Genomic DNA, 26,657 nt, shown 5'->3' with positions numbered 1-26,657 from the left:
CGAGGCGCGCTTCACCAAGCGCCAGAACGCGGGCGCGTCATGTGCCTGCGGGCGCGGCCTTCCGCGCCGCAACCGCCTTGCGCACCTCGGGCGCGACCTTCGTGCCGTAGAGCTCGATCGCCTTCATCAGCTTGCCATGGTCCATGACGCCGATGGCCATCTGGAGCACGAAGCGGTCGAAGCCGAAGATCTCGTGGTTGGCGAGAATCTTGTCGACCACCTGCGCCGGGCTGCCGGCGAAGTTCGCGCCGCGCGGTTCCGCGCTCGCCGCGAACTCGGCCCTGGTGATCGACGCGCCCCAGCCGCGCTCGCGGCCGATGCGGTTCATCACGTCGCTGTGGGCGGGAAACGCGGTGTCGATCGCCTCCTTTGTCGTCTCGGCGACGAAGCCGTGGACGTTGATCGAGGTCTTCAGCGCCGCCGGATCGCGGCCGAATTTCCGCGCCGCCTCGCGATAGAGGTTGAACAACGGCGCGAAGCGGTGCGGCTCGCCGCCGATGATGGCCAGCGCCAGCGGCAGGCCAAGCATGGCGGCGCGGCCGACCGATTGCGGCGTGCCGCCGACGGCGATCCACAGCGGCAGCGTGCCGTTGACCGGGCGCGGATAGACGCCGCGGCCATCGATCTTCGGCGTGTGCTGGCCGCCCGGCCATGTCAGGCGCTCGCCTTCGTTCAGCTTGATCAGGAGGTCGAGCTTTTCCGCGAACAGGGTATCGTAATCGTCGAGCGCGTAGCCGAACAGCGGGAAGGATTCGATGAAGGAGCCGCGGCCGGCCATGATCTCGGCCCGGCCGCCGGTCAAATTGTCGAGCGTCGCGAACTGCTGGTAGACGCGGACCGGATCGTCGGACGACAGCACCGACACGGCGCTCGACAGGCGGATGGTCTTCGTGCGCAATGCCGCCGCAGCCAGCGCGACCGCCGGGGCGGACACCGCGTAGTCGGGGCGGTGATGCTCGCCGAGGCCGAAGAAATCGAGGCCGAGCTGGTCGGCCAGCTCGATCTCCTCGACGAGGTTCCTGAGCCGCTCCTGCGGGCCGGTGATCGCCCCCGTCACCGGGTCCTTGCCGACATCGCCGAAGGTGTAGAGGCCGAGTTCCATGCTGAACGCTCCCTTGTCAAAGCGGCAGAGTTAGGCGCGGGCCGCGCGATGCGCCAGCGTGAGCCAGTGAACAGGCTGTCTACGGCCCGAGCACCAGCGCCCAGTAGCGCTGCCCGTCGCCGGCGGCCGCATGGGCTAGGCCGTAGCGGGAAAAGCGCGGGTCGAGCATGTTGCGGCGATGGCCGGGCGAGGCCATCCACATCGAGAACAGGCGCTCCAGCTCCATGCGGCCATGGGCGAGGTTCTCCGCCGCCGGGGCGGCGACGCCGTCGCGCTTCATGCGAGCGGCGAAGTCGCGGCCGGGGCCGGTCGTGTGCTCCATCCTTCCCGAGCCCGCCATATAGGCGGCCTGGCGCTGCGCCGCTTTTTCAAGCTTCGCGTCGGGCGACAGGCCGGCGAGGCCGGCAGTGGCGCGGATTTCGCGGACATGGGAGGCGGCGGCGACGGACGCGCCGGCCGACGTCGTCTCGCGCGGCCACCAGTCGCCGGTCTGACAGGCGGCGAGGGTGAGAAGGGCGGAAAGGGCCGTGGCCCTGAAGGCGGCGGTGAGAACGGAGGCTGTCATCGGCTCAACAAATCGTATCGCAGCGGCCGTTGGTCAAGCCGCACCGTCATTCCTCGTCGTCGACGACATGCAGCCGCAGGCGACCGGCCGGCGCGGCGGCAACGCGGCGGGCGGCCTCGTCGCCGTTGGCGTCGGCGGCCGCGCCCTGCGGCTCTGCGCCCTCGCTTGCGCCGAGCTCCAGCGCCTCGATGCGCGCGCCGCGCTTGGTCACCTTGTCGGTCGAGGTCAGGATCATGTCGATGTCGCGGGTCGCCTGCGAGAAATGCCCCTGCAGCTTGCGCACGCGGTCGTCGAGCCGGCCGACATCCTCCATCAGCCGCACCACCTCGTGCTGGATCAGGTGCGCCTGCTCGCGCATGCGCGCATCCTTCAGCACCGCCTGGATCACCTGAATGGACAGCATCAGCAGCGAGGGCGAGACGATGACGATGCGGGCGCGGTGCGCCTTCTGCACCAGCCCCTCGAAATCCTCGTGGATGCCGGCGAAGATCGATTCCGACGGCACGAACAGGAAGGCGGTGTCCTGCGTCTCGCCTTGAATCAGGTATTTGTCGGCGATCGCCTTGATATGCACCTCGACGTCGCGGCGGAACGCCTGCGTGGCAAAGCGGTGGGCGTCTGGGTTCTCGGCCTCGGCGGCGGCGCGGATCGCGTTCCACGATTCGAGCGGGAACTTGGCGTCGATGACGAGGTCGGGCGCGCCGTTCGGCATCCTGACGAGACAGTCGGGCCGGTTGCCGTTGGAGAGCGTCGCCTGGAATTCGTAGGCGCCCTTGGGCAGGCCGTCGGCGATGATGGCCTCCATGCGGCTCTGGCCGAACGCGCCGCGCGTCTGCTTGTTGGACAGGATCTGCTGGAGTTGCACCACCTGCCCGGCGAGCGACTGGATGTTGGTCTGCGCCGTGTCGATGACGGCGAGCCGTTCCTGAAGCTTGGCAAGGTTCTCGTGGGTCGAGCGCGTCTGCTCGGTCAGCGACTGGCCGAGGCGCGAGGTCATGCCGTCGAGCCGTTCGCCGATGGCTTTCGTCAGCTCGGCCTGCCGGCTGCCGAACACCTCGGCCAGCGCGCCCATGCGCCCCTGCATCTCGGCCTGCGCGCGGGCGATTCCCGTCATGCGCTCCTCGGCCTCGCGCGCCCGCTCCGCCGCCTCGACCGCGGCCTCAGCCCGCGCCTTGCCGGCGCGCCACAGGCCGAAGGAAAGGGCGAGCACGAGGATAACCACCAGCGCGCCGGCAGCCGCCAGCGCGTGGCCGAGCGTGATCACGCTCGCGCCGAGCTGCGCGACCGGCATCGAAAACAGCGAGGAAAGATCGTCCATCGCGGCAGGATAGACGATTCGAACGCCGCACATAAGATCAAAGAGTGAACAAATCCGCGGGCACGTCCTGAAAGCCGTTGACGCGTGGCAAGCGCGCGATTACCTGACGGGCCATGATACGGCCTCTCGTCATCCTTCCCGATCCCGTCCTGCGCCAGGTTTCCAAACCCGTCGAGCGCGTCGACGACGCGTTGCGCCTGCTCGCCGACGACATGCTGGAGACGATGTACGACGCGCCGGGCATCGGCCTCGCGGCGATCCAGATCGGCGTGCCGCTGCGGCTTCTGGTCATCGACCTCGCCAAGGACGACCAGCCGAAGGCGCCGCATGTCGTGATCAACCCGCAGATCGTGGCGCATGGCGACGAGCCGTCCGTCTACGAGGAAGGCTGCCTGTCGATCCCGGACTATTACGCCGAGGTCGAGCGGCCGGCGACGGTGACGGTCGCCTATCTCGACCGCGACGGCAAGGAGCGGACGCTTCAGGCCGACGGGCTGATGGCGACCTGCCTCCAGCACGAAATCGACCATCTGAACGGCGTGCTGTTCATCGACCACATCTCCAAGCTCAAGCGCGACATGGTCGTGCGCAAGTTCAGGAAGCTCGCCAGGGACAAGCCCGCGCCCAGCCGGCTCGCGGTCTAGGGCCTCGGCGATGACGCTGCGCGTCGTCTTCATGGGCACGCCGGAGTTTTCGGCGGCGACGTTGCGGGCATTGGCCGGGGCTGGCCACGACATCGCCGCTGTCTATTCTCAGCCGCCGCGCCCGGCCGGGCGGCGCGGGCTGGAGCTGACGAAATCGCCCGTCCACCTGGCCGCCGAAGAGCTCGGCATCGAGGTGCGCACGCCGCGCTCGCTGAAGGGGGCGGAGGAGCAGGAGGCGTTCCGCGCGCTTGCCGCCGATGTCGCGGTCGTCGTCGCCTACGGCCTTTTGCTGCCGAAAGCCATCCTCGAAGGGACGCGGCTCGGGGCCTATAACGGCCACGCCTCGCTGCTGCCGCGCTGGCGCGGGGCCGCGCCGATCCAGCGCGCGATCATCGAAGGTGACGCCGAGACCGGCATGATGGCGATGAAGATGGACGAGGGGCTGGACACCGGCCCGGTGGCGCTGACGAGCCGCGTTGCCATCGGCCCCGACATGACGGCAGGCGAGTTGCACGACGCGCTGATGACGACGGGCGCGGCGCTGATGGTGCGCACGCTGGCGGCGCTGGAGAAAGGCGAGCTGACGCTGACGCCCCAACCGCAAGACGGCGCGACCTACGCGAAAAAAATCTCCAAGGAAGAGACGCGCATCGACTGGTCGATACCGGCAAGCGAAGTCCACAACCGGATTCGCGGCCTCTCGCCCTTCCCCGGCGCGTGGTGCGAGATGGAGGCGGGCGGCAAGGTGGAGCGCGTGAAGCTCCTGCGCTCGACGCTGGCGGCGGGCAGCGGCCGGCTAGGCGAAATCCTCGACGACGCGCTGACCGTCGCCTGCGGCGAGGGCGCGGTGCGGCTCATCGAAGTGCAGCGCGCCGGCGGCAGGGCGATGAACGCCACGGATTTCCTGCACGGCGCCAAGCTGGGCAAGGGGGATTTCCTGTCGTGACCACCGCGTCCTGAGCCATGCCGCGCTATCGCCTCGACATCGAATATGACGGCCGCTTCTATGCCGGCTGGCAGCGGCAGGCCGACCTGCCCACGGTGCAGGAGGCGATCGAGAAGGCGCTCCTCGCCTTCACCGGCGAGGCGGTGACGATCCGCGGCGCGGGCCGCACCGACGCCGGGGTCCACGCCACGGGGCAGGTCGCGCATGTCGACCTTTCCCGCGATTGGCAGGCGGACAAGGTGCAGGGCGCGCTCAACGCGCATCTTGGCCTTGCCGGCGAGCATGTGGCGGCGCTTGCCGTCTCCGCGGTCGGCGAGGAGTTCGACGCCCGCTTCTCGGCCAGGGCGCGGCACTATCTCTATGTCATTCTCAACCGCCGCGCCCCGGCAGCGCTGCTGCGCGGCAATGTCTGGCATGTGCCGAAGCGCCTCGACACTGAAGCGATGCACGCGGCGGCGCAGCGGCTCCTCGGCAAGCACGACTTCACCACCTTCCGCTCGGTCCAGTGCCAGTCGGACAGCCCGGTCAAGACGCTCGACCGGCTCGACGTGACGCGCGCCGGCGACCTGATCGAGGTGCGCGCCTCGGCGCGCTCGTTCCTGCACAACCAGGTGCGCTCGATGGTCGGCTCGCTGAAGCGGGTCGGCGACGGCGGCTGGAGCGCCGACGACCTCGAAGCCGCGCTGAAGGCCGCCGACCGCGCCCGCTGCGGCCAGGTCGCGCCGGCCGACGGGCTCTATCTCGTCAAGGTCGACTATTAGGCCGGCGTGACGCCGAGAATGTCCTGAAGCGCGAACAAAGTGAGCAGGGAGGCGACCAGCATGCCGCCGAACACGGCGCTCGCCGTGCCGGCGCCCTTTTCCAGCGCGGCGTCGGTCAGTCGCCAATAGAGCACCAGCGTGGCGATGAAGACGACGAGCGACAGGCCGGCGGCGAGGTCGCCGCTTCCGGGAAAGACCAGCCGGACCAGCGAGACGGGCAGCGTCATCCAGGCGAAGATGGCCGAGCCCCAGTTCGAGGCGACGACATAGTGGACGAAGCGGTGGCGGATGCCGGCGTAATCGGCGACGGCGGCGAGTGCGACGAGCGGCAGCACCCACGCCCCGACATCGACGATCGCCAGCCGCACCAGCATGGACAGGCGCAGGCCGAAGGAGGCGTCCGCCACGGTCAGCTCACCCGCCAGCGGCACCCAGCTCGCCAGCATCGCCGGCAGCGCGACGACGATGGCGAAGAACGAGTTCCAGAAGCCGTCGAGCGACAGGTCGAGCAGGCGCAGGCCGTCGCGCTTGCCGATCATCATGCGAAAGGCACCGAGAAGATGGCGGTATATGTCCTCAGCCGGCGGCATGGTCAGGCGAACCAGTCTTCGATGAAGCGGCGATAGATGCGGGTCAGGGTCTCGAGGTCGGCGAGGGCCACGCGCTCGTTCACCATGTGCATGGTCTGGCCGACGAGGCCGAACTCGACCACCGGGCAGTAATCCTTGATGAAGCGGGCATCCGACGTGCCGCCCGAGGTGGAGAGCGCCGGCCGCCGGCCGGTCACCGCCTCGATCGCCGCCGACAGGCCGGAGACGAGCCTGTCGTCGCGCGTCAGGAAGACGGGGCTGGGGCTGACGCGCCAGCTCAATTCGAAGGCGACGCCGTCCTCTTTGCCAAGCCTGAGCTTGCCACGGCCGGCGGCGCGGTCGAGCCGGTTGTGGATCTCGGCCTGGAGAGCCTCCGGCGTCCACGCGTCGTTGTAGCGGATGTTGAAGGTGGCGCGGGCCTTGGCCGGGATCACGTTGGTCGCCGGGTTGCCGACATCGACGGTGGTGACCTCGAGGTTCGACGGCTGGAAGTTCTCCGTGCCCGCGTCGAGCGGCGGGTGGAACAGCGCGTCGAGCAGGGCCGCCATGCCGCGTACCGGGTTGTCGGCGAGATGCGGATAGGCGATGTGCCCCTGCCGGCCGTGGACGACGATGTCGCCGGTCAGTGAGCCGCGCCGGCCGATCTTGATCATGTCGCCGAGCGCGTCCGGGTTGGTCGGCTCGCCGACGATGGCGGCGTCCCAGCGCTCGCCGCGCGCGGCCGCCCATTCGAGCAGCTTGACCGTGCCGTTGATCGCCGGGCCTTCCTCGTCGCCGGTGATCAGCAGCGAGACCGGGCCGCCCGGTGCACCGTGCGCCTCGACATGGCGGGCGAGCGCCGCGACGAAGCAGGCGATGCCGCCCTTCATGTCGACCGCGCCGCGGCCGTGCATGAAGCCGCCCTCGACCGTCGCCGAGAAGGGCGGATGCGTCCAGTCGGCCTCGTCGCCCGGCGGCACGACGTCGGTGTGGCCAGCGAACATCAGATGCGGGCCCTCGCCCGAATGATCGCCGGCGAGGCGGGCGTAGAGGTTCTCGACGTCGGGCGTCCCCTCCCCGGAAAACACCGGGCGGTCGACGGCGAAGCCGAGCGGTTTCAGCATCGCCTCCAGCGCCATCAGGGCTCCGCCCTCCGCGGGCGTGACGGAGGGGCAGCGGATCAGGGCGGCGAGGTTTGCGGCGGGGTCGGTGGGCAGGCTCATGGTAATGCGAAGGGATAGCCCAAACGCGCAGGCCTGTCACCGTGGACGCGCGACCCGTTCATGGCCCTGCGAGCTGGCTATTTCGCCGCGTTGGAGCGCGAGCCGTGCTTGTTGGGACCCGGCGTTCCCGGAATCAGGCACAGGGCCAGATAGGCGACGAGCCCGGCGAACATGAAGAGCAGCGCGAAGAAGCCGGACTTGCCGAAATCGTGGATGCGCTTGGCGGCGAGCGCGATATGGGCGAGCTGGCCGAGGAGAAAGATGCCGCTCTGGATGTTGGTCATCGGCGACAGGGTGAGCGTCTCGGACGGATCGAAGGTGCCGTTGGCCAGCGTGCCGAGCACCGGCTGGAGATAGCGGTAGACGATGAACATCTGCACCGTGAAGACGAAGAGCCCGGCCAGCGCATAGACGCTGCGGTCTATGCGCCCGGTAAAGCCGAAGAACAGCCAGGCCATCTGCATCATGGGAGCGTCCGCTCAGTCGCGCAGCAATTCGTTGATCGAGGTCTTGGAGCGCGTCTTCTCGTCGACCTTCTTGACGATGACGGCGCAGTAGAGGCTCGGCCCCGGCTCGCCGTTGGGGAACGGCCTGCCCGGCAGCGTGCCGGCCACCACCACCGAATAGGGCGGCACCTCGCCGTAGAAGATCTCGCCGGTGTCGCGGTCGACGATCTTGGTCGACTTGCCGATGAAGACGCCCATGCCGAGCACCGACCCCTCGCGCACGATGCAGCCCTCGACCACCTCCGAGCGCGCGCCGATGAAGCAGTTGTCCTCGATGATGGTCGGGCCGGCCTGCATCGGCTCCAGCACGCCGCCGATGCCGACGCCGCCGGAGAGGTGCACGTTCCTGCCGATCTGGGCGCAGGAGCCGACGGTGGCCCAGGTGTCGACCATGGTGCCCTCGCCGACATAGGCGCCGAGATTGACGAAGGACGGCATCAGCACCGCGCCCGGCGCGACATAGGCCGAGCGGCGCACGACGCAGTTCGGCACGGCGCGGAAGCCGGCGCGCTCGAACTCGTTGGCCGACCAGCCGTCGAACTTGGAAGGCACCTTGTCCCACCACACGGCCTCGCCCGGACCGCCCCTGACGATCTCCATCGGGTTGAGGCGGAAAGACAGCAGCACCGCCTTCTTCAGCCACTGGTTGACGCGCCACACGCCGCCGTCCTGCCGCTCCGCGACGCGCGCCTCGCCCCGGTCGAGCAGGTCGAGCGCGGCTTCCACCGCCTCGCGCACTTCGCCGCGCGTATCCGTCGAAACGGCGTCGCGCTCGTCGAAGGCCCTGTCCACGGTCTTCTCCAGGCTTGCGAGGTCCGGTCTGGTCATGAAAATGCTCCGCTACACGCGCTGTTAAGGGCTGGGACGATAGGCTCGGAGGCAGGGACATCCCCCGAAGCCGCGCGGAACCTATGCGAAGCGCGGATAGGGGTCAATGACGGGACGCAAAGGCCGCCGCACCGGCGGCCGGCACAGACAGGACTGACAAGCATGAACCCGGAGGACAAGGCCGGCTGGACGCCGCTGCCGCATTCACACGAGGACCTCGAACGCGCCAAGGCCGTTCCCGACACGCCGCAGACGCGCGCGCCGGCCTACCGGCTTGCCTGGGACGACGAGGACTTCATGACGCGGCGCGAATTGCGCCCGGTGCGGCTCCAGCTCGAGCTGCTGAAGCCGGAGATGGCGCTCTCCGAACGCGGCATCCGCTCGACCGTGATCCTGTTCGGTGGCGCCCGCATCCCCGAGCCCGGCGGCCCGGCCTGGGCGGCCAAGAACGAGACGCAGAAGAAGAACCTCGAAGCCAATGCCGGCTACTATGCCGAGGCGCGGCAGTTCGCGCGGCTGTGCTCGGAATACTCGGCCTCGACCTATTACCGAGAGTTCGTCGTCGTCACCGGCGGCGGGCCGGGGGTGATGGAGGCGGGCAACCGCGGCGCGGCCGATTGCGGCGCGCCGACGATCGGCCTCAACATCGTGCTGCCGCACGAGCAGGCGCCCAACGAATACGTCACGCCGGACCTGTGCTTCAACTTCCACTATTTCGCCATCCGCAAGATGCACTTCATGATGCGGGCGAAGGCGGTCGCCATCTTCCCGGGCGGCTTCGGCACCATGGACGAATTGTTCGAGACGCTGACGCTGATCCAGACCGGGCGGATGGAGCGCCTGCCGGTGATCCTCTTCGGCAAGGAATTCTGGAAGCGCGCCATCGACCTCGACTATCTGGCCGAGCAGGGAACGATCTCGCCCGGCGACCAGAACATCATCGACGCGGTCGACACCGCCGACGAGGCCTGGACGATCATCCGCGAGTTCTACGAGCTGCGCTAGGCGGGCGGTAATCGCCAGCGCCCGCGCCGCCCCTCATCCGGCCCTTCGGGCCACCTTCTCCCCGTGAACGGGGAGAAGGGGAAGCGGCGGGGTTGCGGCCATCTCTCCTCTCCCCATTCACGGGGAGAGGATGCCGGCAGGCAGGTGAGGGGCAGCGACGGCGCCCGTGATTGACCGCATGCGATAGCGCCGCCATGTCGCAGTGGCGGGCGGCGGCGGTTTCGGGTAAGTGTCGTGCATGAGCACGGCGTCACGCCTCACCCTGTTTGCCTCGCTGCGGCGCGACCGCTTCCTGTTCGCGCTTCTCGGCACGCTGGTCCTCATCCTCAACACGCTCCAGCCGCTTGCCGCCGCGCAGATGCCGGGCGGCGGGCACATGGCGATCTGCACGGCGCTCAGCGCCGGCGGCGAGACGGGCGCGGCCGGCGACTCGCCGGGGCCGCTCGACGATTGCCCGGTCTGCCTCATCGGCAACGCTTGCGGGGCCGCCGCCGTCTACAAGGCGACGCCCGCCGCCTTCGCGGCCTTCCCCGCCCCGGCGGCGCTCGCGGCGCAATCCCTGCTTGCCGTGGCGAGCGACGGCCCGGCCGAGCTACTCGTCGCGCCGCCGCCGGCGATCCGCGCGCCACCCCTTTCAGCCTGAGAAGCGAACTGCCTTCCTCCCTGGAAGGCGCGATCCCGTTTTCAGACTGGCAAGGAAAAGATCATGCGTCACCTGTTCATCCAGTTCGCCGCGGCCACCGCGCTGACGGCCGCATCCCTCGTAACCGCCAACGCCCACGCCACGCTCGAAACCGCTGAAGCATCGCCCGGCGGCTACAAGGCCGTCGTGCGCATCGGCCATGGCTGCGACGGCCAGCCGACCCACACCGTGCGCGTCGAGGTGCCGGAAGGCTATATCGGCGTGCGCCCGCAGCCCAAGGCGGGCTGGTCGCTCGACATCGAGCGCGGCGACTATGCCCATGCCTACACGCTGCACGGCCGCGAGGTCGCCTCCGGCGTCAAGGCCGTGACGTGGTCGGGCGGCCCGCTCGACGACGCCCATTACGACGAGTTCGTGCTGTCCGGCACGCTGGCCGGCGACGCCGGCGGCACGTCGCTGTTCTTCAAGACGGTGCAGACCTGCCCCGAGGGGACCGTCGCCTGGGACGAGATCCCGGCCGCCGGACAGGACCCGCACGCGCTCGATCGTCCTGCGCCCGGCCTCGTCGTGCTGGCGTCGAACGACAGCCATGGCGGCGGCCACGGCCACGCCCATGGCGCGGACGCCGGGGCCGATGTCGTTGCCGCCGGCGATCTCGAGATCGGCGCGGCCTGGGCGCGCGCCATGCTGGCCGGGCAGAAGGCGGCCGGGGCCTACCTCACCGTCACCAACAAGGGCGCGGAGGCGGACCGGCTGGTCGGCGGCTCCAGCGCCCGCGCCGGCAAGGTCGAGGTCCACACCATGGAGGTGGTCGACGACGTGATGACCATGCGCCCGGTCGAGGGCGGGCTCGAAATCCCCGCCGGCGGCACGGTCGAGCTCAAGCCCGGCAGCTTCCACATGATGTTCATGGACGTCGCCGCGCCGTTCGCCGAGGGCGCGCGGCGCTCGACGCCCTGGCCCGGACCGGCCGCGACGCGACCCTGTCGACGGCGCGGATCGTGCGCGGGCGGGTGGCGCGCCTGGCCCGGGCCGTCGGCGGGGGCGCGTAGCCGCGGCGCTCACGGCGGCCGTCGCTCGCCCTCTTGTCCACGTCCGGGCGCGCGGCTCGCTGCCCGATCCGCAGGGAGGCACCTGTCGCCCGCGCGCCCGCCGCGCCGCGGCCGCCCGGCGCTGAGGGGGCCCCGCCCGCGGGGGGGGCGGGCCGGCCCCCCCCGGCCCCCCCCCGACGCCCATGCCCCGGCCCGTTCCCCTGATTGGGAGCCGCGTAGAATTTTCGTCTCCCGTTCGATACGTTTCCTAAAGGGTTTTCTGGCAGGGTCGATCCCGGGGTAGCCGAAAAGAAAAAGAAGGCTCTGGGGCGTGAGATGAACAACCCACCGGTTAGCGGCCATATTGCCGGTCAGGGCGCGGATCTCGCATTCACCGATCCGCTGACCGGGCTCGGCAACCTGCGCCGCTTCTTCGACAAGGTCGACCGGCTGATCATCGAGCGCGCCGACGACCCCGCCCCTTTCACTGTGGGCATCCTCGACCTCGACGGCTTCAAGCCGATCAACGACCTTTTCGGGCGCGGGGCCGGCGACGACATCCTCCAGCAGGTGGCGATGCGCCTCGGCGCGGCGATGGACCAGAACGCCACCGTGGCGCGCGTCGGCGCCGACGAGTTCGCCTTCCTCTACCCGCTGGTGTTCAGCGAGGAGGCCGCGCGCGAGCGCGCCCTGATGCTGATCGAGATCCTGTCGGCGCCTTACGACGTCGGCGTCCGCACGGCGCGGCTTTCCGCCTCCGTCGGCTGCTCGCTGTTCTATTCGGGCGAGGAGAACACCGAGACTCTGGTCTCCAAGGCCGAGACCGCGCTCTATCACGCCAAGCGGTCCGGCCGCGGCAAGGTCGTGGTCTACACGCGCGAGATGGAGGAAGCGGCCCGGCGCACCACCCAGATCGAACAGGCGCTGCGCCGCGCGGTGGCGGCCGGCGAGGTCGAGCCTCACTTCCAGCCCATCGTCGAGCTGAAGACGCAGCGCATCATCGGCTTCGAGACGCTGGCCCGCTGGACCGACCGCGACCTCGGCGTGGTGACGCCGGACGTGTTCATCCCGCTGGCCGAGGAGCGGGGCATCATCGGCCCCCTGTCGCAGCTTCTGCTGCAGAAGGCGACGCAGACCGCGAACCAGTGGCCGGACGAGCTGTTCCTGTCGTTCAACCTGTCGCCGTCGCAGCTCGTCGACCAGAACACGGCCCAGCACGTGCTGGCCATCCTCGAGCGGACCGGGTTCGACCCGCGCCGGCTGGAGATCGAGATCACCGAAAGCGGACTGATGACCGACCCTGCCTCGGCCGAGAAGATCGTCGGCGACTTTCACGCCATGGGCGTGCGCGTCGCCCTCGACGATTTCGGCACCGGGCAGTCCTCGCTCGGCCGCCTGCGCCAGTTCGATTTCGACAAGCTCAAGATCGACCGCTCCTTCGTGTCCTCGATCCTCGACGACAAGCCGTCCGAGCACATCATCCGCGCCATCCTCGCCATGTGCGAGGGGTTGGGCATGGACGTCGTGGCCGAGGGCATCGAGGAAAAGGAGCAGGCGCGGCGGCTCATCGAGTTCGGCTGCGGCGGCGGACAGGGCTACCTGTTCGGCAAGCCCAGCAACGCCGAGACGACGATGGCCCTCCTGCGCGAGAGCTATCTCGCATCCGTGATGCGGCGTATCGCCTGAGATCCTGTTTCGGCGCTATTCCGGACGGAAAAGTGCTTCAGCCGACCTTCTGGAAGCAGATCGGCGTGTGGCCGGACTTGATGAAGCCGAGCTCGTGCGCCGCGGCCTTCGACAGGTCGATCACCCGGCCCCTGATGAACGGCCCGCGGTCGTTGATCCGCACCGTCACCGACTTGCCGTTGCGCTGGTTCGTCACCTTCACCCTGGTGCCGAAGGGCAGGCTGCGGTGGGCGGCGGTCATCGCCGCCGGGTTCATGCGCTCGCCCGAGGCTGTCTTCGAGGTCAGCGCATACCAGGATGCGCCGCCGCACTGGGCGAAGGCGGCGTCGGCGCACAGCACGACGAGCGAGGCGGCGGCGAAGGCCGCCAGACGGGGGGTGGATTTCATGCCTGGGACTGTCCCGTTCCATTGACGATGGAGCGCCGCTAGGCACGAAATCGGGCGACGAGGTGGCAAAGCCCTTCAGGCGCGGACACTTATGGCAACAGGCTGAAACATCAGGTCAGGACGGCGCGGTCCCGGCCGCAGTCGAAGGGACCGGGCGGCGCTCGCGCGGCGGCGCCCGGTCCGTGATTTTCAGGTGCGCAGGACGCCGCCGGTCTGCTTCGTCACGTTGTCGACGATCTTCGCGGCGAGCGCCTCGAAATCCTCGTCGGTCAGCGTGCGTTCGAGCGGCTGGATGGCCACCTCGATGGCGACCGACTTCCTGCCCTCGCCCAGCGCCGCGCCCTCGAACACATCGAAGACGCGCACGCCGGTGATGAGCTTCCTGTCGGCGGCGGAAGCCGCGCGCATCAGGGTGGACGCCTCGACATCCTCGCCGACGACGAAGGCGAAATCGCGCTTCACCGCCTGGAAGGGCGACAGATCGAGGCGCGGCTTGGTCCGCGTCGGCTTGGCCTTGGCCTCGGGGATCGCGTCGATGAACACCTCGAAGCCGCAAAGCGGCCCCGCCGCGTCGAGCGCCTCCAGCGTCTTCGGGTGGAACTCGCCGAAGGTGGCGAGCACGACCTTCGGCCCGAGCCTGATCGTGCCCGAGCGGCCGGGGTGATACCAGGCCGGGCCGCCGGCCTCGACCTGGAGCTTGTCCACCGGCGCGCCGGCCGCTTCCAGCGCGGCGATGGCGTCGGCCTTGGCGTCGAACACGCCGACCGGCCCGGCATTGCCGGCCCAGTGGCGGCCCTGCCCGTCCAGCTTCGCCGTGCCGCGGCGCACGCCGCCGGCGACCCGGCGCTGGCTCTCGGCGCCATCGCCCTCATAGGTGCCGGACACCTCGAACAGCGCGACGTCGGCGAAGCCGCGGTCGGCGTTGCGCTGGGCGGCGGCGACCAGCCCCGGCAGCAGCGAGGGGCGCATGTCGGACATGTCGGCGGCGATGGGGTTAGCGAGCTTCAGCGCCGCCTGCCCGCCGCCGAACAGCTCGGCGTGCTTCGCGGGAATGAACGACCACGTCACCGCCTCCATCATGCCGCGCACGGCGAGCGCGCGGCGTGCCGCGCGGGTGCGGATCTGCAGCGTGGTGAGGATGCGGCCGTTGACGGCGTCGTGGCTGGCGAGCGGCTGCGGAGCGATGTTGTCGACGCCGTGGATGCGCATCACCTCTTCCACCAGATCGGCCTTGCCATCGATGTCCGGCCGCCAGGACGGCACCGCGACCTCCGCCGTCTCGCCCTCGCCCTCCGGCGTGAAGCCGAGGCGGGTGAGGATGGCGCGGCTTGTCTGCACCGGCACGTCGATGCCGGTCAGGCGCTTCACTTCGGCGAAGGGGAACGACACGACCTTCGGCGTATGGCCGGCATAGCCGACGACTTCGGCCCTGCTCGGCGTGCCGCCACAGAGTTCCGTCACCAGCTTGGTCGCCAGCTCCAGCCCCGGCACCATGAATTCGGGGTCCACCCCGCGCTCGAAGCGGTAGCGGGCGTCGGTGACGATGCTCAAGGCCCGGCCGGTGCGGGCGGTGACGATCGGGTCCCACAGCGCCGATTCGATCAGCACGTCGGTCGTATCCTCGTCGCAGCCGGAATGCTCGCCGCCCATCAGGCCGGCGATAGATTCGACGCCGTTGTCGTCGGCGATGGCGCACATCTCGGGCGTCAGCGTGTATTCGCGCCCGTCGAGCGCCAGCACCGTCTCGCCCTCGCGTGCGCGACGTACCACGAGATCGCCCGCGACTTTCTTCGCGTCGAAGACGTGGAGCGGCCGGCCGCGGTCGAAGGTGACGTAGTTGGTGATGTCGACCAGCGCGTTGATGGGCCGAAGGCCGATGGCGATCAGCCGCTGCTGCATCCATTTCGGCGACGGGCCGTTCTTCACCCCGCGCACAAGCCGCAAGGCGAAGCCGGGGCAAAGGTCGGGCGCCTCGATCCTGACCTTGACCGGGCAGTCGCCCTCGCCGGGGATGGCGGCGACCGCGTCGTTCTTCAGCGTGCCGAGACCGCTGGCAGCCAGGTCGCGGGCGATGCCGTGGATGCTGGTCGCGTCGGGGCGGTTCGGCGTCAGATTGATCTCGATGACCGGATCGTCGAGCTTCGCCCATGCCGCGAAGCTGGTGCCGACCGGCGCGCCCTCGGGCAGGTCGATGATGCCGGTATGCTCGTCGGAAAGCTGGAGCTCGCGCTCCGAGCACATCATGCCGTGGCTCTCGACGCCGCGGATCTTGCCGACGGAGAGCGTGACGTCGATGCCGGGAACATAGGTGCCGGGCGCGGCGAAGGCGCCGATCAGCCCGGCGCGCGCGTTGGGCGCGCCGCACACGACCTGCACCGGGGCGCCGGAGCCGGCATCGACGGTGAGCACGCGCAGCTTGTCGGCGTCGGGATGCTTCTCCGCCGTCAGCACCTTGGCGATGACGAACGGCTTCAGCGCCGCCTTGTCGTCGACGCTCTCGACCTCGAGGCCGATCATGGTCAGCTTTTCCACGATCTCGTCGAGCGAAGCGTCGGTGTCGAGGTGGTCCTTCAGCCAGGAAAGGGTGAATTTCATGGTCTCTTTCCTTCGAAGATCAGCTTGAAAGGCCGCCGAACAGCGTCGGCAGGTCGAGCGGGCGGAAGCCGTAGTGGGAGAGCCAGCGCACGTCGGCGTCGAAGAAGGCGCGCAGGTCCGGCATGCCGTATTTCAGCATGGCGATGCGGTCGATGCCCATGCCCCAGGCGAAGCCCTGATACTCGTCCGGGTCGAGCCCGCCATGGCGCAGCACGTTGGGATGGACCATGCCGCAGCCGAGGATCTCCATCCAGTCCTCGCCCTCGCCGAAGCGCACCTCGCCCGGCCGCGAGCGGTCGCACTGGATGTCCACCTCCAGCGACGGCTCGGTGAAGGGGAAGAAGGACGGCCGGAAGCGCATGTTGACGTGTCGCACCTCGAAGAACGCCTTGCAGAACTCGCTCAGCACCCACTTCATGTTGGCGATGTTCGCCGTCCTGTCGATCACCAGCCCCTCGAGCTGGTGGAACATCGGCGAGTGGGTCGCGTCCGAATCTTGCCGGTAGGTCTTGCCGGGGATGACGATGCGGATCGGCGGCTTCTGGGCCTCCATGGTCCTGATCTGCACCGGCGAGGTATGGGTGCGCAGGAGCTTCCTCTCGCCCTTCTCGTCGGGGTTGAAGAAGAAGGTGTCGTGCATCTCGCGCGCCGGATGGCCTTCCGGGAAATTCAGCGCGGTGAAGTTGTAGTAGTCGGTCTCGATATCCGGCCCCTCGGCGATGGCGAAGCCGAGATCGCCGAAGATGGCGGCGATCTCGTCGATCACCTGGCTGATCGGATGGATGCGGCCGCGCTCGGCCGGGGCCTGCCGCACGGGCAGCGTCACGTCGACGCGCTCGGCGGCGAGCCGCGCCTCGATGGCGGCGTCGCGCAGCGCGCTCTTGCGGGCGACGAGCGCCGCGCTTACCCGGTCGCGCAGGCCGTTGATCGCCGGGCCCATCACCTGGCGCTCCTCGGCGCTCATCGCGCCCAGCGTCTTCAGCTTCTCCGAGACCGAGCCCTTCTTGCCGAGCGCGGCGACGCGCACCGCCTCTATGGCCGCCTCGTCGGCCGCCGCCTCGACCGCCTCGATGATCGAGCGTTCCAGTTGTTCAAGTTCTGTCATGTCGGTGTCCCGATCCGGTCTGGTTTGGATGTTCCGGCGGCAGGCGCCGGGGAAGCGTTGGCTCGCGTCCGCAAGGCGGAGCGCAGGAAGACGAGGGCGCCGAGCAGGCGGCGGCCGTCCTTGCCGAGCCCGAGCGGCTGCAGCAGTTTCAGCACGGGCACGAGCGGCGAGAGGGCCGACACCAGCCGGCGCAACTGCGGCACGACCGCCGCGGGAGCCTCGGCCCGCCAGGCGTCGAAGGCGGCCGCCCTCGCCGCCTCGTCCTGCGTCCGGAAGGTGATCTGCATGAACAGCAGCCACACGTCGCGCGCCTGCGCCGCGGCCAGCGGCATCGACGCTTCCGGCTCCTCCTCGAAATCGAGGAAGCCCCATGTCCCGTCCGCCATGCGGAACATGTCGCGCGGGTGCGGCCGGCCGTGGCACAGCCCGGCGGCATGGACGCGGCCGAGCGCGCCGGCCATCTCGACCAGCAGGCCGTCATGGCCCTGCCTGTCACCGGCCTTCGCCAGCCGGTGCAGCGTCGGCTGGACGATCTCGGCCACCTGCGACAGGACGAGGACGGCCCCGCCCTGCCACAGGATGGCCGGCGTCGGGACGCCGGCGGCGTCGAACCGCGCGACCTTGCGCGCCTCGCGCGCGGCCAGCCCGGCCGCGTCGGCGGACGGAGAGGCGGGCAGGAACGCGGCCGGCAGGACGGGCGAAAGAAGGGAATGCAGCCGCGTGGCCAGCGGCCGCGTCTCGGTGTCGAACCGCTTGATCCACACGGTGCAGCCGTCGATTTCGGCAGAGGACAGCCGGCGCGGATGGGCGACCAGCAGCTTCAGGAGCTGCTCGGTTCCTTGCCGCGACAGGCCGCCGCTATCCTCAATCCCTCTTGCCATCTTCGCTCACGAAAAAACCCGCGCCAGCCCTGCCGGCGCGGGTTTCCCAAATCAGTTTTCCGAATGCCTGGGAAGCGCTGCGCCTTAAGCTACCGCGCTCTCAAACTGGTTCGGCGTGGTGTCCTTGAGGTATTCGAGCGCGGCCTTCGACTTGGCGACCAGCGCGGCGAACGCCTGCGGCTCGTGGATCGCCAGATCCGACAGGATCTTGCGGTCGACCTCGATGCCGGCCTTGTTGAGGCCGTCGACGAAGCGGCCATAGGTCAGGCCGTGCTCGCGCACCGCCGCGTTGATGCGCTGGATCCACAGGGCGCGGAAATTGCGCTTGCGGTTCTTGCGGTCGCGGTAGGCGTACTGGAGCGACTTCTCCACCGCCTGCTTGGCGATGCGGATGGTGTTCTTGCGGCGGCCGTAGAAGCCCTTGGCTGCCGAAAGGACCTTCTTGTGCTTGGCATGGGCGGTAACGCCCCGTTTCACGCGTGCCATGTCATGATCTCCTTAAATCTCGTTTCCAGCCGGCTCAGAGGCCGCCGCCATTGGGCAGGAAGTACGTCACGACCTTCTTGGCATCGGGTTCGGCCAGAACCATCATGCCGCGGGCGTCGCGGATGAACTTGTTGGAACGCTTGATCATGCCATGGCGCTTGCCGGCAGCGGCGGACTTCACTTTGCCGGTGCCGGTGATCTTGAACCGCTTCTTGGCGGCCGACTTGGTCTTCATCTTGGGCATTTTGCTTTCCTTTCTTTGCGCTCCCGGCAAGTTCGCTGTCGCTCACGCCTCCGCGGGGGCGGCCGATGCCGGCCGACGCGCGGTCGCGCTTGCCTCGCTGTCGCTCGGTTCGCGTCTCTTTGTCATTGCTTCGGGCCGACCAAGCCCGAAAAGCATAAGAAACCGCCACGGCATGCCCTGCCGGGCGGCTCTTTGGAACGCGCGCTATATAGCGGCGCGCGGATAAAAGCGCAACAGGCTGCGCGCGGAACGGACAACCCGCTCCGGAACGCCTATTTCGGCGCCAGCACCATCATCATCTGGCGGCCTTCGAGCTTCGGCTCGGCCTCGACCTTGGCGATCTCGCCGACCTCTTCCCGGACCCGGTTGAGAAGCTGCATGCCGAGCTCCAGATGCGCCATCTCGCGGCCGCGGAAGCGCAGCGTCAGCTTGACCTTGTCGCCGTCGTCGAAGAAGCGGCGCACGGCCTTCATCTTGGTCTCGTAATCGTGGTCGTCGATGTTCGGACGCATCTTGATCTCCTTGATCTCGATGGTCTTCTGGCGCTTGCGCGCCTCGGCCGCCTTCTTCTGGTTCTGGTACTTCATCTTGCCGAGATCGGTGATCTTGCACACGGGCGGCTGCGCGTGCGGCACGATCTCCACCAGATCCATCCCGGCATCCTCGGCCATGGCCAGGGCCTCGGCGGTCGCGACGACGCCGCGATTCTGGCCTTCGGCGTCGATGAGCTGAACCTGCGGGACGCGAATCTCCTGGTTGGAACGCGGCCCTTCCTTCACGGGCGCAGCGGCTTTGAACGGTCTGCGAATGGTCGTAATCTCCTCGAATGATTGATGTTCGATGCTGCAGAAATGGCGCGTCACGGCAATTCCCGCGCGCGTTCGAGCGCGGTCAATAGCACGGGAGCGGGAAAAAATCACGGGTCTCGTGCAAGGCGCGCGCTCAGGACGCAGCCTTTTCCTGCGGCCGGCAAACGTGCCATGAACCCCACTTCCACCAGATAGGAGACGACGAGGCCCATGTCTACAGAGCCCATATCCGCCGACGCCGAATTCATCGCGGTCGAGGGCGACCGCATCGCGGTGCGCCGCAGGACCGGCAGGGGCCCCGGCGCGGTGTGGCTCGGCGGCTACCGCTCCGACATGGCGGGCACCAAGGCGCAGGCGCTCGACGGCTGGGCGGAACGCGAGGGCCGCGCCTTCGTTCGCCACGACTATTCCGGCCACGGCGAATCGGGCGGGCGCTTCAGCGACGGCACGATCTCCCGCTGGCTGGCGCAGAGCCTCGCCGTGTTCCGCCAGTTCACCACGGGGCCGCAGGTGCTGGTCGGCTCGTCGATGGGCGGATGGATCGCGCTGCGCATGGTGCAGGAACTCGCCAGGGCGGGAGAAGGCGGCCGCGTCGCCGGGCTGCTGCTGCTGGCGCCCGCGCCCGATTTCACCGTCGAGCTGATGGAGCCCGAACTGACCGCGGCGCAGCGCCGCGACCTCGAGGAGAAGGGCTATTTCGAGGAGCCGTCCCAATACGCGCCGGAGCCGAACGTCTACACAAGCGCCCTGTTCGAGGACGGGCGCAGGAACCGCGTGCTCGACGGGCTCATCGACACGCACTGCCCGGTCCACATCCTGCAAGGCATGGAGGACCCCGACGTGCCGCACGCGCTGGCGCTGAAGCTCGTCCAGCACCTGCCGGCCGACGACGTGACGCTGTCGCTGATCCGCGACGGCGACCACCGCCTGTCGCGGCCGCAGGACATCGCCATGATGCTCGCCGCGCTCGACGGGCTGGTGGCGCGGGCGGCAGGCGACATATGACCGGAACGCCCATCCTTACATTTCGGTAAGGTTTCCGCTTTTTGCCGGCCGGGCCTTGAACGGCCGCATTCGTCTTCCCATCTCGAAAATGGCAGCCGAGACCGGACTGCATGACCTGGAAGGAACGGAAGACTATGACCAAGACCGCCCTTATCCGTCCCGCGTGGACGCCGGCCACCATTGCGCTGATGGTCGTGGGCTTCGTGGTGTTCTGGCCGCTCGGCCTCGCCATGCTCGCCTACATCCTGTGGGGCGATCGGCTGGGCGAGTTCAACGGCGACTGGAGCAAGACGGGCAAGAGCCTGTTCGGCTCCTGCCGCAAGCGCGGCAACGGCTTTTCCCGCACCGGCAACGTCGCCTTCGACGACTGGCGCGAGAAGGAGCTGGAGCGCCTGAACGAGGAGCGCCGCAAGCTCGACGAGCTGCGCGACGAGTTCGACACCTATGCCCGCGAGCTGCGCCGCGCCAAGGACCAGCAGGAATTCGACCGCTTCATGTCCGAACGCTCCAAGGGAACCCCTGCCCCCCGCAAGGCGAAGAAGAACGACGACAATCTTCTCGACGACTGAAGCGGCCTCTGAAGACGGCCCCTTGATGACGCGAAAGCGGCGGCGGAGAAATCCGCCGCCGCTTTTCCTTGCTCCCTTCGCTCCCGCTTCCCGGAGCGGCGAATCGGATAGACTGGCTTCCATGGCATTCGGCTTCTTTTCCCGCCCTGCAAAGCCCGCGCCCGAGACGGCCGGGGAGCGCACCCACCACGTCGCGGGGCGCGAATTGCCGTTGCGCGTGGTCGAGAACGCGCGCGCCCGGCGACTGACGCTCAGGATCGACGCCGGCGGCCAGGGCCTGCGCGTCACCGTGCCGCCCGGCCTGCGCCGGGGCGAGGTCGAGCGCTTCCTCGAACGCCACCGCGACTGGCTGGAGCTGAAGCTTGCCCGGCTGCCCGACCGGCCGCAGGTGCGCGCCGGGGTGAAGATCCCGCTGCGCGGCACGCCGCACCTGATCCTGCACCGGCCCGGAAGGCGCGGCACGGTGGCGGTCGCGCTGGAAGACGGCGCGCCGGCGCTGCACGTCCATGGCGAGGAGGCGCACCTGCCGCGCCGGCTCGCCGACTTCCTCAAGCGCGAGGCGCGGCGCGACATCGAGCCTTTGGTGGCGCGGCATGCGGCCAGCGCCGGCCGGCGGGCCAAGGCCGTCCGCTACAAGGACACGTCGTCGCGTTGGGGCTCGTGCACGGCGGACGGCACGCTGTCCTTCTCGTGGCGGATCATGATGGCGCCGCCGACGGTGATCGACTATCTCGTCGCGCACGAGGTCGCGCATCTGCGCGAGATGAACCACGGGCCGAAATTCTGGGCGCTGTGCCGCGAGCTATGCCCGCGCACCGACGAGGCCCGCGCCTGGCTCAAGCGCAACGGCAGCGCCTTGCAGGCGATCCGGTTCGAATAAAAGTCAGAACGCTTTAAAAGTCAGCGTCGTCAGCGAGCGGACGATGCCGGGCACGTTGGCGACGTTCTCGTTGATGAACTTGCCGATGTCGACGCCGTCTTCGACATAGATCTTCATCAGGAGGTCGTAGTCGCCGCTGGTCGAATAGAGCTCGGACGCGACCTCGCGGGCGAACAGTTCGTCGGCGACGTCATAGGTCTTGCCGGGGGTGCACTGGAGCTGGACGAAAACCGCTCTCATCGTTTTCCTCGCATTCTGCCGGCCACAGTCGGGCCTCGGGGTCAGCCTGTCAACAGGGTGGTCGTCAGCGGATGCGCCGGGTCGGCCAGCCCGTCGACGATGGTGAAATGGTGCCGGTCCGGCTCCTCGACGCAAAGCGTCGCCGCGCCCAGCCCGGTCCAGATATTGGCCAGCAGCGCGTTCTGGCGCACGAATTCGGAGCGCTCCGCCGCGCCGACCCAGCAGACGAGCCGCGCACCCGGCAGCGGCGCGAGCAGCGCCGGGCTTTGCGCCGCCGCTTCCGCCGCGTCGAGGCGCAAGGTCTCGTTCATCTTCGTCCTTATCAGCGGCCGCAGATCGTGGAGGCCCGAGATCGACACGGTGTTGACGATGCGCGCCCTCACCGCCCCGGGCAGGGGCGAATCGGCGCAGATCATGCGCGTGACGAGCTGCCCGCCGGCCGAGTGGCCCGCAAGCCGGACCGGCCCCTCAACCATGCCGGCCGCAGCCTCGACGGCGCGGGCGACCTCGCCGACGATGCCGGAAATGCGGATGTCGGGGCAGAGCGTATAGGTCGGCATGGCGACAGCATGGCCGTGCGCCAGCGGCCCGGCGGCGAGATGCGACAGGAAGGTCTGGTCGAGCTTCATCCAGAAGCCGCCATGGACGAAGACGACCAGCCCTTTCGGCGCGCCGTCCGGCAGGAAGAGGTCGAAGCGGTGGCGCGGGGCATCGCCGTAGGAAAGGTCGAGCCGCGCCCTCTCTCCACCCGCCAGCTTGTCGCGGAAGGCGCGCGAGGCCTCGACCCAGACGCCCGGCCACGCATCGCCGCGCGCGATGTTGACGCCGTTGGCATAGGCGTCGTCCCAGTCCCCGATGCGATGAAACATCCGTGTCGCTCCCTTGCGCGCCCGCTTTCCTCTCGACGGCGCGCGCGCCTTCCATGGCGCGGCGGGAGGCATCCTGTCCAGACGGGAAAAATATTTCAATCTTGAAATTTCATACTTGAAACAATTCCGGTTCGGTGGAATCCTTGCCCCAATGACAGACCGGCGCATCCTTCATCGAGGACCAGCGGCCGGCACGGGAACACGCCAAGAGGCGGGCCCAATGGGAGAACGGGATGAAGGTTGCAGTGCTGGGCGGCGGTGCCGCCGGCCTCTATTTCGCCATCTCGATGAAGCTGCGAGACGCCGGCCACGAGGTCGTCGTCTTCGAGCGCAACCGGCCGGACGATACGTTCGGCTGGGGCGTGGTGCTGTCGGACGAGACGCTCGACAACCTCGCCGCCAACGATGCGAAGAGCGCCGCCGCCATTCGCGACCACTTCGCCTATTGGGACGACATCGCCGTCGTCCACAAGGGCGTGCGCACCCTGTCGACCGGGCACGGCTTCTGCGGCATCGGCCGCATGCGGCTGCTGCTCCTGCTGCAGGCGCGGGCGCGCGAGCTCGGCGTCGATCTGCGCTTCGAGGCGGAAGCCGACGACCACGCCGCGCTGATGGCGAGTTACGACCTCGTTGTCGCCGCGGACGGGTTGAACTCGAAGACCCGCACGGCGCTGGCCGGGCATTTCCGCCCCGACATCGACATGCGCAAATGCAAGTTCGTCTGGCTCGGCACCCGCCAGAAATTCGACGACGCCTTCACCTTCATCTTCGAGAAGACGCCGCATGGCTGGGTCTGGGCCCATGCCTACCAGTTCGACGACGACACCGCGACCTTCATCGTCGAATGCGCCGAGGAGACGTGGCAGAGGTTCGGCTTCGGCGAGATGAGCCGCGAGCAGTCCATCGCCGCCTGCGAGGCGATCTTCCGCGACTATCTCGGCGGCCACGCGCTGATGTCGAACGCCAACCACATCCGCGGCTCGGCGTGGATCAACTTCCCGCGCGTGCTGTGCGAGCGCTGGTCGCACGAGAACGTCGTGCTGATGGGCGACGCGGCGGCGACGGCGCATTTCTCGATCGGCTCCGGCTCGAAGCTCGCCATGGAAAGCGCCGTCGCGCTGGCCGACTATCTCCATTCCGAGCCGACCCTGCAGGCGGCATTCGAGAAATACGAGGTCGCGCGGCGTACCGAGGTGCTGAAGCTGCAATCGGCGGCGCGCAACTCGCTCGAATGGTTCGAGGACGTCGAGCGCTATCTCGACCTCGACCCTATCCAGTTCACCTATTCGCTGCTGACGCGCTCACAGCGCATCAGCCACGAGAACCTGCGCCTGCGCGACGCGAAATGGCTGGGCGGCGCGGAGGAATGGTTCCAGCGCCGGGCCGGCGCACGCGACGGCACGCATCGCGCGCCGATGTTCGCCCCGTTCCGCCTGCGCGGGCTCGAGCTGAAGAACCGCGTCGTCGTCTCGCCGATGGCGCAATACAAGGCCGTCGACGGCACCCCGACCGACTGGCATCTCATCCATTATTGCGAGCGGGCCAAGGGCGGGGCCGGGCTGGTGGTCATCGAGATGACCTGCGTGTCGCCTGAAGGGCGCATCACGCCCGGCTGCACCGGCTTCTACCGGCCCGGGCACGAGGCGGCGTGGAAGCGGATCGTCGATTTCGTCCATGAAGAGACCGAGGCGAAGATCTGCGCCCAGCTCGGCCATTCGGGGCCGAAGGGCTCGACCCAGCTCGGCTGGGAGGAGGCCGACGCGCCGCTGAAGGACGGCAACTGGCCGCTTCTCGCCGCCTCCGCCGTGCCATGGTCGGGCAAGAACCAGACGCCGAAGGCGATGGACCGCGCCGACATGGATAGGGTGCGCGGGGAGTTCGTGGCCGCCGCGCAGATGGCCGATCGCTGCGGCTTCGACATGCTCGAATTGCACATGGCGCACGGCTATCTGCTCTCCTCCTTCATCTCGCCGCTGACCAACCGGCGCGACGACGCCTATGGCGGCAGCCTCGACAACCGCATGCGCTTCCCGCTCGAGGTGTTCCACGCCGTGCGCGCCGTGTGGCCGCAGGACAAGCCGGTCTCGGTGCGCATCTCGGCCAATGACTGGGTCGGCGACGAGGGCGTGACGCCGGAGGAAGCCGTGGAGATCGCGCGCATGCTCCAGGCGGCCGGCGTCGACATCTGCGACGTGTCGGCCGGGCAGACCTCGACGCGGGCGCGGCCGGTCTACGGGCGCATGTTCCAGACGCCGTTCTCCGACCGCATCCGCAACGAGACCGGCATGGCGACGATGGCGGTCGGCAACATCTACGAGCCGGACCACGTCAACTCGATCCTGATGGCCGGGCGGGCCGATCTCGTCTGCCTGGCCCGGCCGCATCTGGCCGATCCCTACTGGACGCTGCACGCGGCAGCGAAGCTCGGCGACCGCGGCGTGAAATGGCCCGATCCCTATTTGCCGGGCCGCGACCAGCTCTACCGCCTCGCCGAGCGCGGGCCGGAACAGATGACGGGGAAGGTGTGATGGCGATCCCCTTCCGACACGCTCTCGTCACCGGCGGCGGCAGCGGCGTCGGCCGGGCGGTCGCGCTGGCGCTGGCGGGCGAAGGCGTCGCGGTGACGGTCTGCGGCCGGCGCATCGAGCCGCTCATGGAGACGGCGGCGCAAAGCCCGTCCATCCACGCGCTCGCCGCCGACGTGACCGACGAGGCGTCCGTCGCCGCGCTTTATGAGGAGGCTGTCGCCGCGCGCGGGCCGTTCGACATCGTGATCGCCAATGCCGGGATGGCGCAGAGCGCGCCGGCGGCGAAGACGACGCTCGACCTGTGGCAGAAGACGCTTGCGGTGAATTTGACGGGCGCATTCCTGAGCGCCCGTCCGGCGATGGACACGATGCGCAAGGCCGGCGGGGGCCGCATCGTGTTCATCGCCTCCACCGCCGGGCTGAAGGGCTATCCTTACGTCGCGTCCTATGTCACGGCCAAGCACGGCGTGGTTGGGCTGATGCGGGCGCTGGCCGCCGAGTTCGCCAGGACCGGCGTCACCGTCAACGCCGTCTGCCCCGGCTTCGTCGAGACCGGCATGCTGGACGAAAGCGTGGCGAACATCGTCGCCACCACCGGCCGCAGCGAAGCGGAGGCGCGCGCGGCGCTTGCCGCGACCAACCCGCAAGGCCGCTTCATCCAGCCGCAGGAAGTGGCGGCAGCCGTGCTGTGGCTGTGCGGCGACATGGCAGGCTCGATCACCGGGCAGGCGATCTCGGTTTCGGGAGGCGAGACATGGTGAGCGTGCCGCTCGAACTCGTCGACCGCCGGACCGGCAGCAAGGAGCGCCTGCGGCTGTGGATCAGGCTGCTGCGCGTCGTCCATGTGGTCGAGGCCGAGCTGCGCGAGCGACTGAAGCGCGAGTTCGACTCAACGCTGCCGCGCTTCGACGTGCTTTCCGCGCTCTACAGGGAGCGTGAGGGCATGCTGATGAGCGACCTGTCGCGGTTCCTGCTCGTCTCCAACGGCAACGTCACCGGCATCGTCGAGCGGCTGGTCGCCGACGGGCTGGTGCAGCGCGCTGCCCGCGAAGGCGACCGCCGCGCCTTCGTCGTGCGGCTGACCGAGGAAGGCACGGCCCGCTTCGCCGCCATGGCGGCCGCGCATGAGGGCTGGATCGCCGACCTGCTCGGCGAGGTGAGCGAGACCGACGCGAAGGCGCTCTCGGCGATGCTGAAGGCGTTCCGCAGCAACTGGGAGGGAGAGCATTGA

Annotated in this window: 29 protein-coding genes; 13 read left to right on the top strand and 16 right to left on the bottom strand. The window is 68.9% G+C overall.

All coding sequences use genetic code 11. The features are described from left to right. Positions 1 to 37: 37 nt before the first annotated feature. From M9945_RS05900 to M9945_RS05890, 3 genes are all read right to left on the bottom strand, one after another. Positions 38 to 1,102 carry an Atu2307/SP_0267 family LLM class monooxygenase gene (locus M9945_RS05900; protein ID WP_367943796.1) on the bottom strand — a complete coding sequence of 355 codons (1,065 nt, stop codon included), beginning with the start codon at positions 1,100 to 1,102 and terminating at the stop codon, positions 38 to 40. 79 nt (positions 1,103 to 1,181) lie between these two features. Next, the gene (locus M9945_RS05895) at positions 1,182 to 1,667 is read right to left on the bottom strand and encodes a CAP domain-containing protein (protein ID WP_367943795.1); all 486 of its coding nucleotides are present in this window, start codon (positions 1,665 to 1,667) and stop codon (positions 1,182 to 1,184) included. Between the two features lie 46 nt (positions 1,668 to 1,713). Continuing rightward, complete coding sequence (locus M9945_RS05890; protein WP_367944777.1) at positions 1,714 to 2,985, bottom strand: DNA recombination protein RmuC; 1,272 nt, start codon at positions 2,983 to 2,985, stop codon at positions 1,714 to 1,716. A 113-nt stretch (positions 2,986 to 3,098) separates the two neighbouring features. On the opposite strand from M9945_RS05890, the gene def reads away from it, so the two are divergent. From def to truA, 3 genes are read left to right on the top strand one after another with little or no spacing between them, the layout of a single operon-like run. Beyond that, entirely contained in the window at positions 3,099 to 3,629 is a 531-nt protein-coding gene (gene def, locus M9945_RS05885; RefSeq protein ID WP_367943794.1) for a peptide deformylase, read from the top strand. Positions 3,630 to 3,639: 10 nt separating this feature from the next. Then, positions 3,640 to 4,575, top strand: a complete 936-nt coding sequence (gene fmt / locus M9945_RS05880) for a methionyl-tRNA formyltransferase (protein ID WP_367943793.1) — start codon at positions 3,640 to 3,642, stop codon at positions 4,573 to 4,575. Between the two features lie 17 nt (positions 4,576 to 4,592). Then, positions 4,593 to 5,336, top strand: a complete 744-nt coding sequence (gene truA / locus M9945_RS05875; RefSeq protein ID WP_367943792.1) for a tRNA pseudouridine(38-40) synthase TruA — start codon at positions 4,593 to 4,595, stop codon at positions 5,334 to 5,336. Here truA and M9945_RS05870 read toward each other — a convergent pair. From M9945_RS05870 to dapD, 4 genes are all read right to left on the bottom strand, one after another. After that, positions 5,333 to 5,878: a transporter gene (locus M9945_RS05870; protein WP_367943791.1), complete on the bottom strand. Its 546-nt coding sequence runs from the start codon at positions 5,876 to 5,878 to the stop codon at positions 5,333 to 5,335. The two genes, truA and M9945_RS05870, sit on opposite strands and share 4 nt — an antisense overlap. Before the next feature lie 50 nt (positions 5,879 to 5,928). Then, a complete protein-coding gene (gene dapE / locus M9945_RS05865) occupies positions 5,929 to 7,128 on the bottom strand; it encodes a succinyl-diaminopimelate desuccinylase (RefSeq protein ID WP_367943790.1) in 1,200 nt (399 codons plus the stop codon). Between the two features lie 77 nt (positions 7,129 to 7,205). Then, on the bottom strand, positions 7,206 to 7,595 hold the full coding sequence (locus tag M9945_RS05860) for a DUF805 domain-containing protein (RefSeq protein WP_367943789.1): 390 nt from the start codon (positions 7,593 to 7,595) through the stop codon (positions 7,206 to 7,208). Positions 7,596 to 7,607: 12 nt separating this feature from the next. Next, entirely contained in the window at positions 7,608 to 8,462 is an 855-nt protein-coding gene (gene dapD, locus M9945_RS05855) for a 2,3,4,5-tetrahydropyridine-2,6-dicarboxylate N-succinyltransferase (protein ID WP_367943788.1), read from the bottom strand. 162 nt (positions 8,463 to 8,624) lie between these two features. Here dapD and M9945_RS05850 point away from each other — a divergent pair, with 162 nt between their 5' ends. The 4 genes from M9945_RS05850 to M9945_RS05835 all read left to right on the top strand — a co-directional run bounded on the left by M9945_RS05850 (position 8,625) and on the right by M9945_RS05835 (position 12,827). Then, positions 8,625 to 9,467, top strand: a complete 843-nt coding sequence (locus M9945_RS05850) for an LOG family protein (RefSeq protein WP_367930115.1) — start codon at positions 8,625 to 8,627, stop codon at positions 9,465 to 9,467. Between the two features lie 238 nt (positions 9,468 to 9,705). After that, positions 9,706 to 10,110, top strand: coding sequence for a hypothetical protein (locus M9945_RS05845; protein ID WP_367943787.1), 405 nt, complete (start codon positions 9,706 to 9,708; stop codon positions 10,108 to 10,110). Positions 10,111 to 10,173: 63 nt separating this feature from the next. Next, positions 10,174 to 11,445, top strand: a complete 1,272-nt coding sequence (locus tag M9945_RS05840; RefSeq protein ID WP_367943786.1) for a DUF1775 domain-containing protein — start codon at positions 10,174 to 10,176, stop codon at positions 11,443 to 11,445. A 32-nt stretch (positions 11,446 to 11,477) separates the two neighbouring features. Beyond that, entirely contained in the window at positions 11,478 to 12,827 is a 1,350-nt protein-coding gene (locus M9945_RS05835) for a putative bifunctional diguanylate cyclase/phosphodiesterase (RefSeq protein WP_367943785.1), read from the top strand. A gap of 37 nt (positions 12,828 to 12,864) precedes the next feature. Here M9945_RS05835 and M9945_RS05830 read toward each other — a convergent pair whose 3' ends face one another. The 7 genes from M9945_RS05830 to infC form a co-directional block, all read right to left on the bottom strand. Next, complete coding sequence (locus tag M9945_RS05830) at positions 12,865 to 13,215, bottom strand: septal ring lytic transglycosylase RlpA family protein (RefSeq protein WP_367931356.1); 351 nt, start codon at positions 13,213 to 13,215, stop codon at positions 12,865 to 12,867. Positions 13,216 to 13,404: 189 nt separating this feature from the next. After that, positions 13,405 to 15,810 (bottom strand): phenylalanine--tRNA ligase subunit beta, encoded by a 2,406-nt coding sequence (gene pheT / locus M9945_RS05825; RefSeq protein ID WP_367943784.1) that lies wholly within the window; start codon positions 15,808 to 15,810, stop codon positions 13,405 to 13,407. A 19-nt stretch (positions 15,811 to 15,829) separates the two neighbouring features. Then, complete coding sequence (gene pheS / locus M9945_RS05820) at positions 15,830 to 16,915, bottom strand: phenylalanine--tRNA ligase subunit alpha (RefSeq protein WP_367943783.1); 1,086 nt, start codon at positions 16,913 to 16,915, stop codon at positions 15,830 to 15,832. Further along, entirely contained in the window at positions 16,912 to 17,796 is an 885-nt protein-coding gene (locus M9945_RS05815; protein ID WP_367943782.1) for a serine/threonine protein phosphatase, read from the bottom strand. Before M9945_RS05815 ends, pheS begins: the two co-directional genes overlap by 4 nt. 84 nt (positions 17,797 to 17,880) lie before the next feature. Continuing rightward, a complete protein-coding gene (rplT, locus tag M9945_RS05810) occupies positions 17,881 to 18,282 on the bottom strand; it encodes a 50S ribosomal protein L20 (protein WP_367931352.1) in 402 nt (133 codons plus the stop codon). Positions 18,283 to 18,316: 34 nt separating this feature from the next. Further along, positions 18,317 to 18,526, bottom strand: coding sequence for a 50S ribosomal protein L35 (gene rpmI / locus M9945_RS05805; protein ID WP_367931351.1), 210 nt, complete (start codon positions 18,524 to 18,526; stop codon positions 18,317 to 18,319). A 272-nt stretch (positions 18,527 to 18,798) separates the two neighbouring features. Further along, on the bottom strand, positions 18,799 to 19,335 hold the full coding sequence (gene infC / locus M9945_RS05800) for a translation initiation factor IF-3 (protein ID WP_367931359.1): 537 nt from the start codon (positions 19,333 to 19,335) through the stop codon (positions 18,799 to 18,801). Positions 19,336 to 19,545: 210 nt separating this feature from the next. Here infC and M9945_RS05795 point away from each other — a divergent pair, with 210 nt between their 5' ends. The 3 genes from M9945_RS05795 (at position 19,546) to M9945_RS05785 (ending at position 21,789) form a co-directional block, all read left to right on the top strand. Further along, on the top strand, positions 19,546 to 20,340 hold the full coding sequence (locus M9945_RS05795; RefSeq protein WP_367931350.1) for an alpha/beta hydrolase: 795 nt from the start codon (positions 19,546 to 19,548) through the stop codon (positions 20,338 to 20,340). Between the two features lie 134 nt (positions 20,341 to 20,474). Further along, positions 20,475 to 20,909 (top strand): DUF2852 domain-containing protein, encoded by a 435-nt coding sequence (locus M9945_RS05790; protein WP_367931349.1) that lies wholly within the window; start codon positions 20,475 to 20,477, stop codon positions 20,907 to 20,909. 121 nt (positions 20,910 to 21,030) lie between these two features. Further along, positions 21,031 to 21,789 carry a M48 family metallopeptidase gene (locus M9945_RS05785; RefSeq protein ID WP_367943781.1) on the top strand — a complete coding sequence of 253 codons (759 nt, stop codon included), beginning with the start codon at positions 21,031 to 21,033 and terminating at the stop codon, positions 21,787 to 21,789. 3 nt (positions 21,790 to 21,792) lie between these two features. On the opposite strand, the gene M9945_RS05780 is transcribed toward M9945_RS05785, so the two are convergent. Both M9945_RS05780 and M9945_RS05775 read right to left on the bottom strand, forming a co-directional pair. Beyond that, positions 21,793 to 22,029 (bottom strand): Lrp/AsnC ligand binding domain-containing protein, encoded by a 237-nt coding sequence (locus tag M9945_RS05780; RefSeq protein ID WP_367931347.1) that lies wholly within the window; start codon positions 22,027 to 22,029, stop codon positions 21,793 to 21,795. A gap of 41 nt (positions 22,030 to 22,070) precedes the next feature. Then, a complete protein-coding gene (locus M9945_RS05775) occupies positions 22,071 to 22,898 on the bottom strand; it encodes an alpha/beta hydrolase (protein WP_367943780.1) in 828 nt (275 codons plus the stop codon). 233 nt (positions 22,899 to 23,131) lie between these two features. Between M9945_RS05775 and M9945_RS05770 the strand changes: the two genes are divergently transcribed. From M9945_RS05770 to M9945_RS05760, 3 genes are read left to right on the top strand one after another with little or no spacing between them, the layout of a single operon-like run. Next, complete coding sequence (locus M9945_RS05770; RefSeq protein WP_367943779.1) at positions 23,132 to 25,426, top strand: bifunctional salicylyl-CoA 5-hydroxylase/oxidoreductase; 2,295 nt, start codon at positions 23,132 to 23,134, stop codon at positions 25,424 to 25,426. Then, positions 25,426 to 26,187: an SDR family NAD(P)-dependent oxidoreductase gene (locus M9945_RS05765; RefSeq protein ID WP_367943778.1), complete on the top strand. Its 762-nt coding sequence runs from the start codon at positions 25,426 to 25,428 to the stop codon at positions 26,185 to 26,187. The genes M9945_RS05770 and M9945_RS05765 overlap by 1 nt, the downstream gene beginning before the upstream one ends. Next, on the top strand, positions 26,181 to 26,657 hold the full coding sequence (locus M9945_RS05760) for a MarR family winged helix-turn-helix transcriptional regulator (protein ID WP_367943777.1): 477 nt from the start codon (positions 26,181 to 26,183) through the stop codon (positions 26,655 to 26,657). Before M9945_RS05765 ends, M9945_RS05760 begins: the two co-directional genes overlap by 7 nt.

The organism is Aquamicrobium sp., from assembly GCF_023954335.1.
Lineage (GTDB): Bacteria > Pseudomonadota > Alphaproteobacteria > Rhizobiales > Rhizobiaceae > Aerobium.
Note: the sequence above shows the minus strand (reverse complement) of the source record. Positions and strands in the feature narration are given on the sequence as shown.

What these genes read in the sequence shown, in the direction of transcription:
- pheS (WP_367943783.1), bottom strand. Translation starts at nt 16,915, where the DNA reads ATGACAGAACTTGAACAACTGGAACGCTCGATCATCGAGGCGGTCGAG.
- M9945_RS05775 (WP_367943780.1), bottom strand. Translation starts at nt 22,898, where the DNA reads ATGTTTCATCGCATCGGGGACTGGGACGACGCCTATGCCAACGGCGTC.
- M9945_RS05770 (WP_367943779.1), top strand. Translation starts at nt 23,132, where the DNA reads ATGAAGGTTGCAGTGCTGGGCGGCGGTGCCGCCGGCCTCTATTTCGCC.
- M9945_RS05870 (WP_367943791.1), bottom strand. Translation starts at nt 5,878, where the DNA reads ATGATGATCGGCAAGCGCGACGGCCTGCGCCTGCTCGACCTGTCGCTC.
- M9945_RS05860 (WP_367943789.1), bottom strand. Translation starts at nt 7,595, where the DNA reads ATGATGCAGATGGCCTGGCTGTTCTTCGGCTTTACCGGGCGCATAGAC.
- M9945_RS05760 (WP_367943777.1), top strand. Translation starts at nt 26,181, where the DNA reads ATGGTGAGCGTGCCGCTCGAACTCGTCGACCGCCGGACCGGCAGCAAG.
- dapE (WP_367943790.1), bottom strand. Translation starts at nt 7,128, where the DNA reads ATGAGCCTGCCCACCGACCCCGCCGCAAACCTCGCCGCCCTGATCCGC.
- M9945_RS05895 (WP_367943795.1), bottom strand. Translation starts at nt 1,667, where the DNA reads ATGACAGCCTCCGTTCTCACCGCCGCCTTCAGGGCCACGGCCCTTTCC.
- pheT (WP_367943784.1), bottom strand. Translation starts at nt 15,810, where the DNA reads ATGAAATTCACCCTTTCCTGGCTGAAGGACCACCTCGACACCGACGCT.
- M9945_RS05780 (WP_367931347.1), bottom strand. Translation starts at nt 22,029, where the DNA reads ATGAGAGCGGTTTTCGTCCAGCTCCAGTGCACCCCCGGCAAGACCTAT.
- rplT (WP_367931352.1), bottom strand. Translation starts at nt 18,282, where the DNA reads ATGGCACGCGTGAAACGGGGCGTTACCGCCCATGCCAAGCACAAGAAG.
- rpmI (WP_367931351.1), bottom strand. Translation starts at nt 18,526, where the DNA reads ATGCCCAAGATGAAGACCAAGTCGGCCGCCAAGAAGCGGTTCAAGATC.
- M9945_RS05845 (WP_367943787.1), top strand. Translation starts at nt 9,706, where the DNA reads ATGAGCACGGCGTCACGCCTCACCCTGTTTGCCTCGCTGCGGCGCGAC.
- M9945_RS05785 (WP_367943781.1), top strand. Translation starts at nt 21,031, where the DNA reads ATGGCATTCGGCTTCTTTTCCCGCCCTGCAAAGCCCGCGCCCGAGACG.
- M9945_RS05765 (WP_367943778.1), top strand. Translation starts at nt 25,426, where the DNA reads ATGGCGATCCCCTTCCGACACGCTCTCGTCACCGGCGGCGGCAGCGGC.
- M9945_RS05835 (WP_367943785.1), top strand. Translation starts at nt 11,478, where the DNA reads ATGAACAACCCACCGGTTAGCGGCCATATTGCCGGTCAGGGCGCGGAT.
- dapD (WP_367943788.1), bottom strand. Translation starts at nt 8,462, where the DNA reads ATGACCAGACCGGACCTCGCAAGCCTGGAGAAGACCGTGGACAGGGCC.
- M9945_RS05815 (WP_367943782.1), bottom strand. Translation starts at nt 17,796, where the DNA reads ATGGCAAGAGGGATTGAGGATAGCGGCGGCCTGTCGCGGCAAGGAACC.
- M9945_RS05890 (WP_367944777.1), bottom strand. Translation starts at nt 2,985, where the DNA reads ATGGACGATCTTTCCTCGCTGTTTTCGATGCCGGTCGCGCAGCTCGGC.
- fmt (WP_367943793.1), top strand. Translation starts at nt 3,640, where the DNA reads ATGACGCTGCGCGTCGTCTTCATGGGCACGCCGGAGTTTTCGGCGGCG.
- truA (WP_367943792.1), top strand. Translation starts at nt 4,593, where the DNA reads ATGCCGCGCTATCGCCTCGACATCGAATATGACGGCCGCTTCTATGCC.
- M9945_RS05900 (WP_367943796.1), bottom strand. Translation starts at nt 1,102, where the DNA reads ATGGAACTCGGCCTCTACACCTTCGGCGATGTCGGCAAGGACCCGGTG.
- M9945_RS05795 (WP_367931350.1), top strand. Translation starts at nt 19,546, where the DNA reads ATGTCTACAGAGCCCATATCCGCCGACGCCGAATTCATCGCGGTCGAG.
- M9945_RS05790 (WP_367931349.1), top strand. Translation starts at nt 20,475, where the DNA reads ATGACCAAGACCGCCCTTATCCGTCCCGCGTGGACGCCGGCCACCATT.
- M9945_RS05840 (WP_367943786.1), top strand. Translation starts at nt 10,174, where the DNA reads ATGCGTCACCTGTTCATCCAGTTCGCCGCGGCCACCGCGCTGACGGCC.
- M9945_RS05850 (WP_367930115.1), top strand. Translation starts at nt 8,625, where the DNA reads ATGAACCCGGAGGACAAGGCCGGCTGGACGCCGCTGCCGCATTCACAC.
- def (WP_367943794.1), top strand. Translation starts at nt 3,099, where the DNA reads ATGATACGGCCTCTCGTCATCCTTCCCGATCCCGTCCTGCGCCAGGTT.
- M9945_RS05830 (WP_367931356.1), bottom strand. Translation starts at nt 13,215, where the DNA reads ATGAAATCCACCCCCCGTCTGGCGGCCTTCGCCGCCGCCTCGCTCGTC.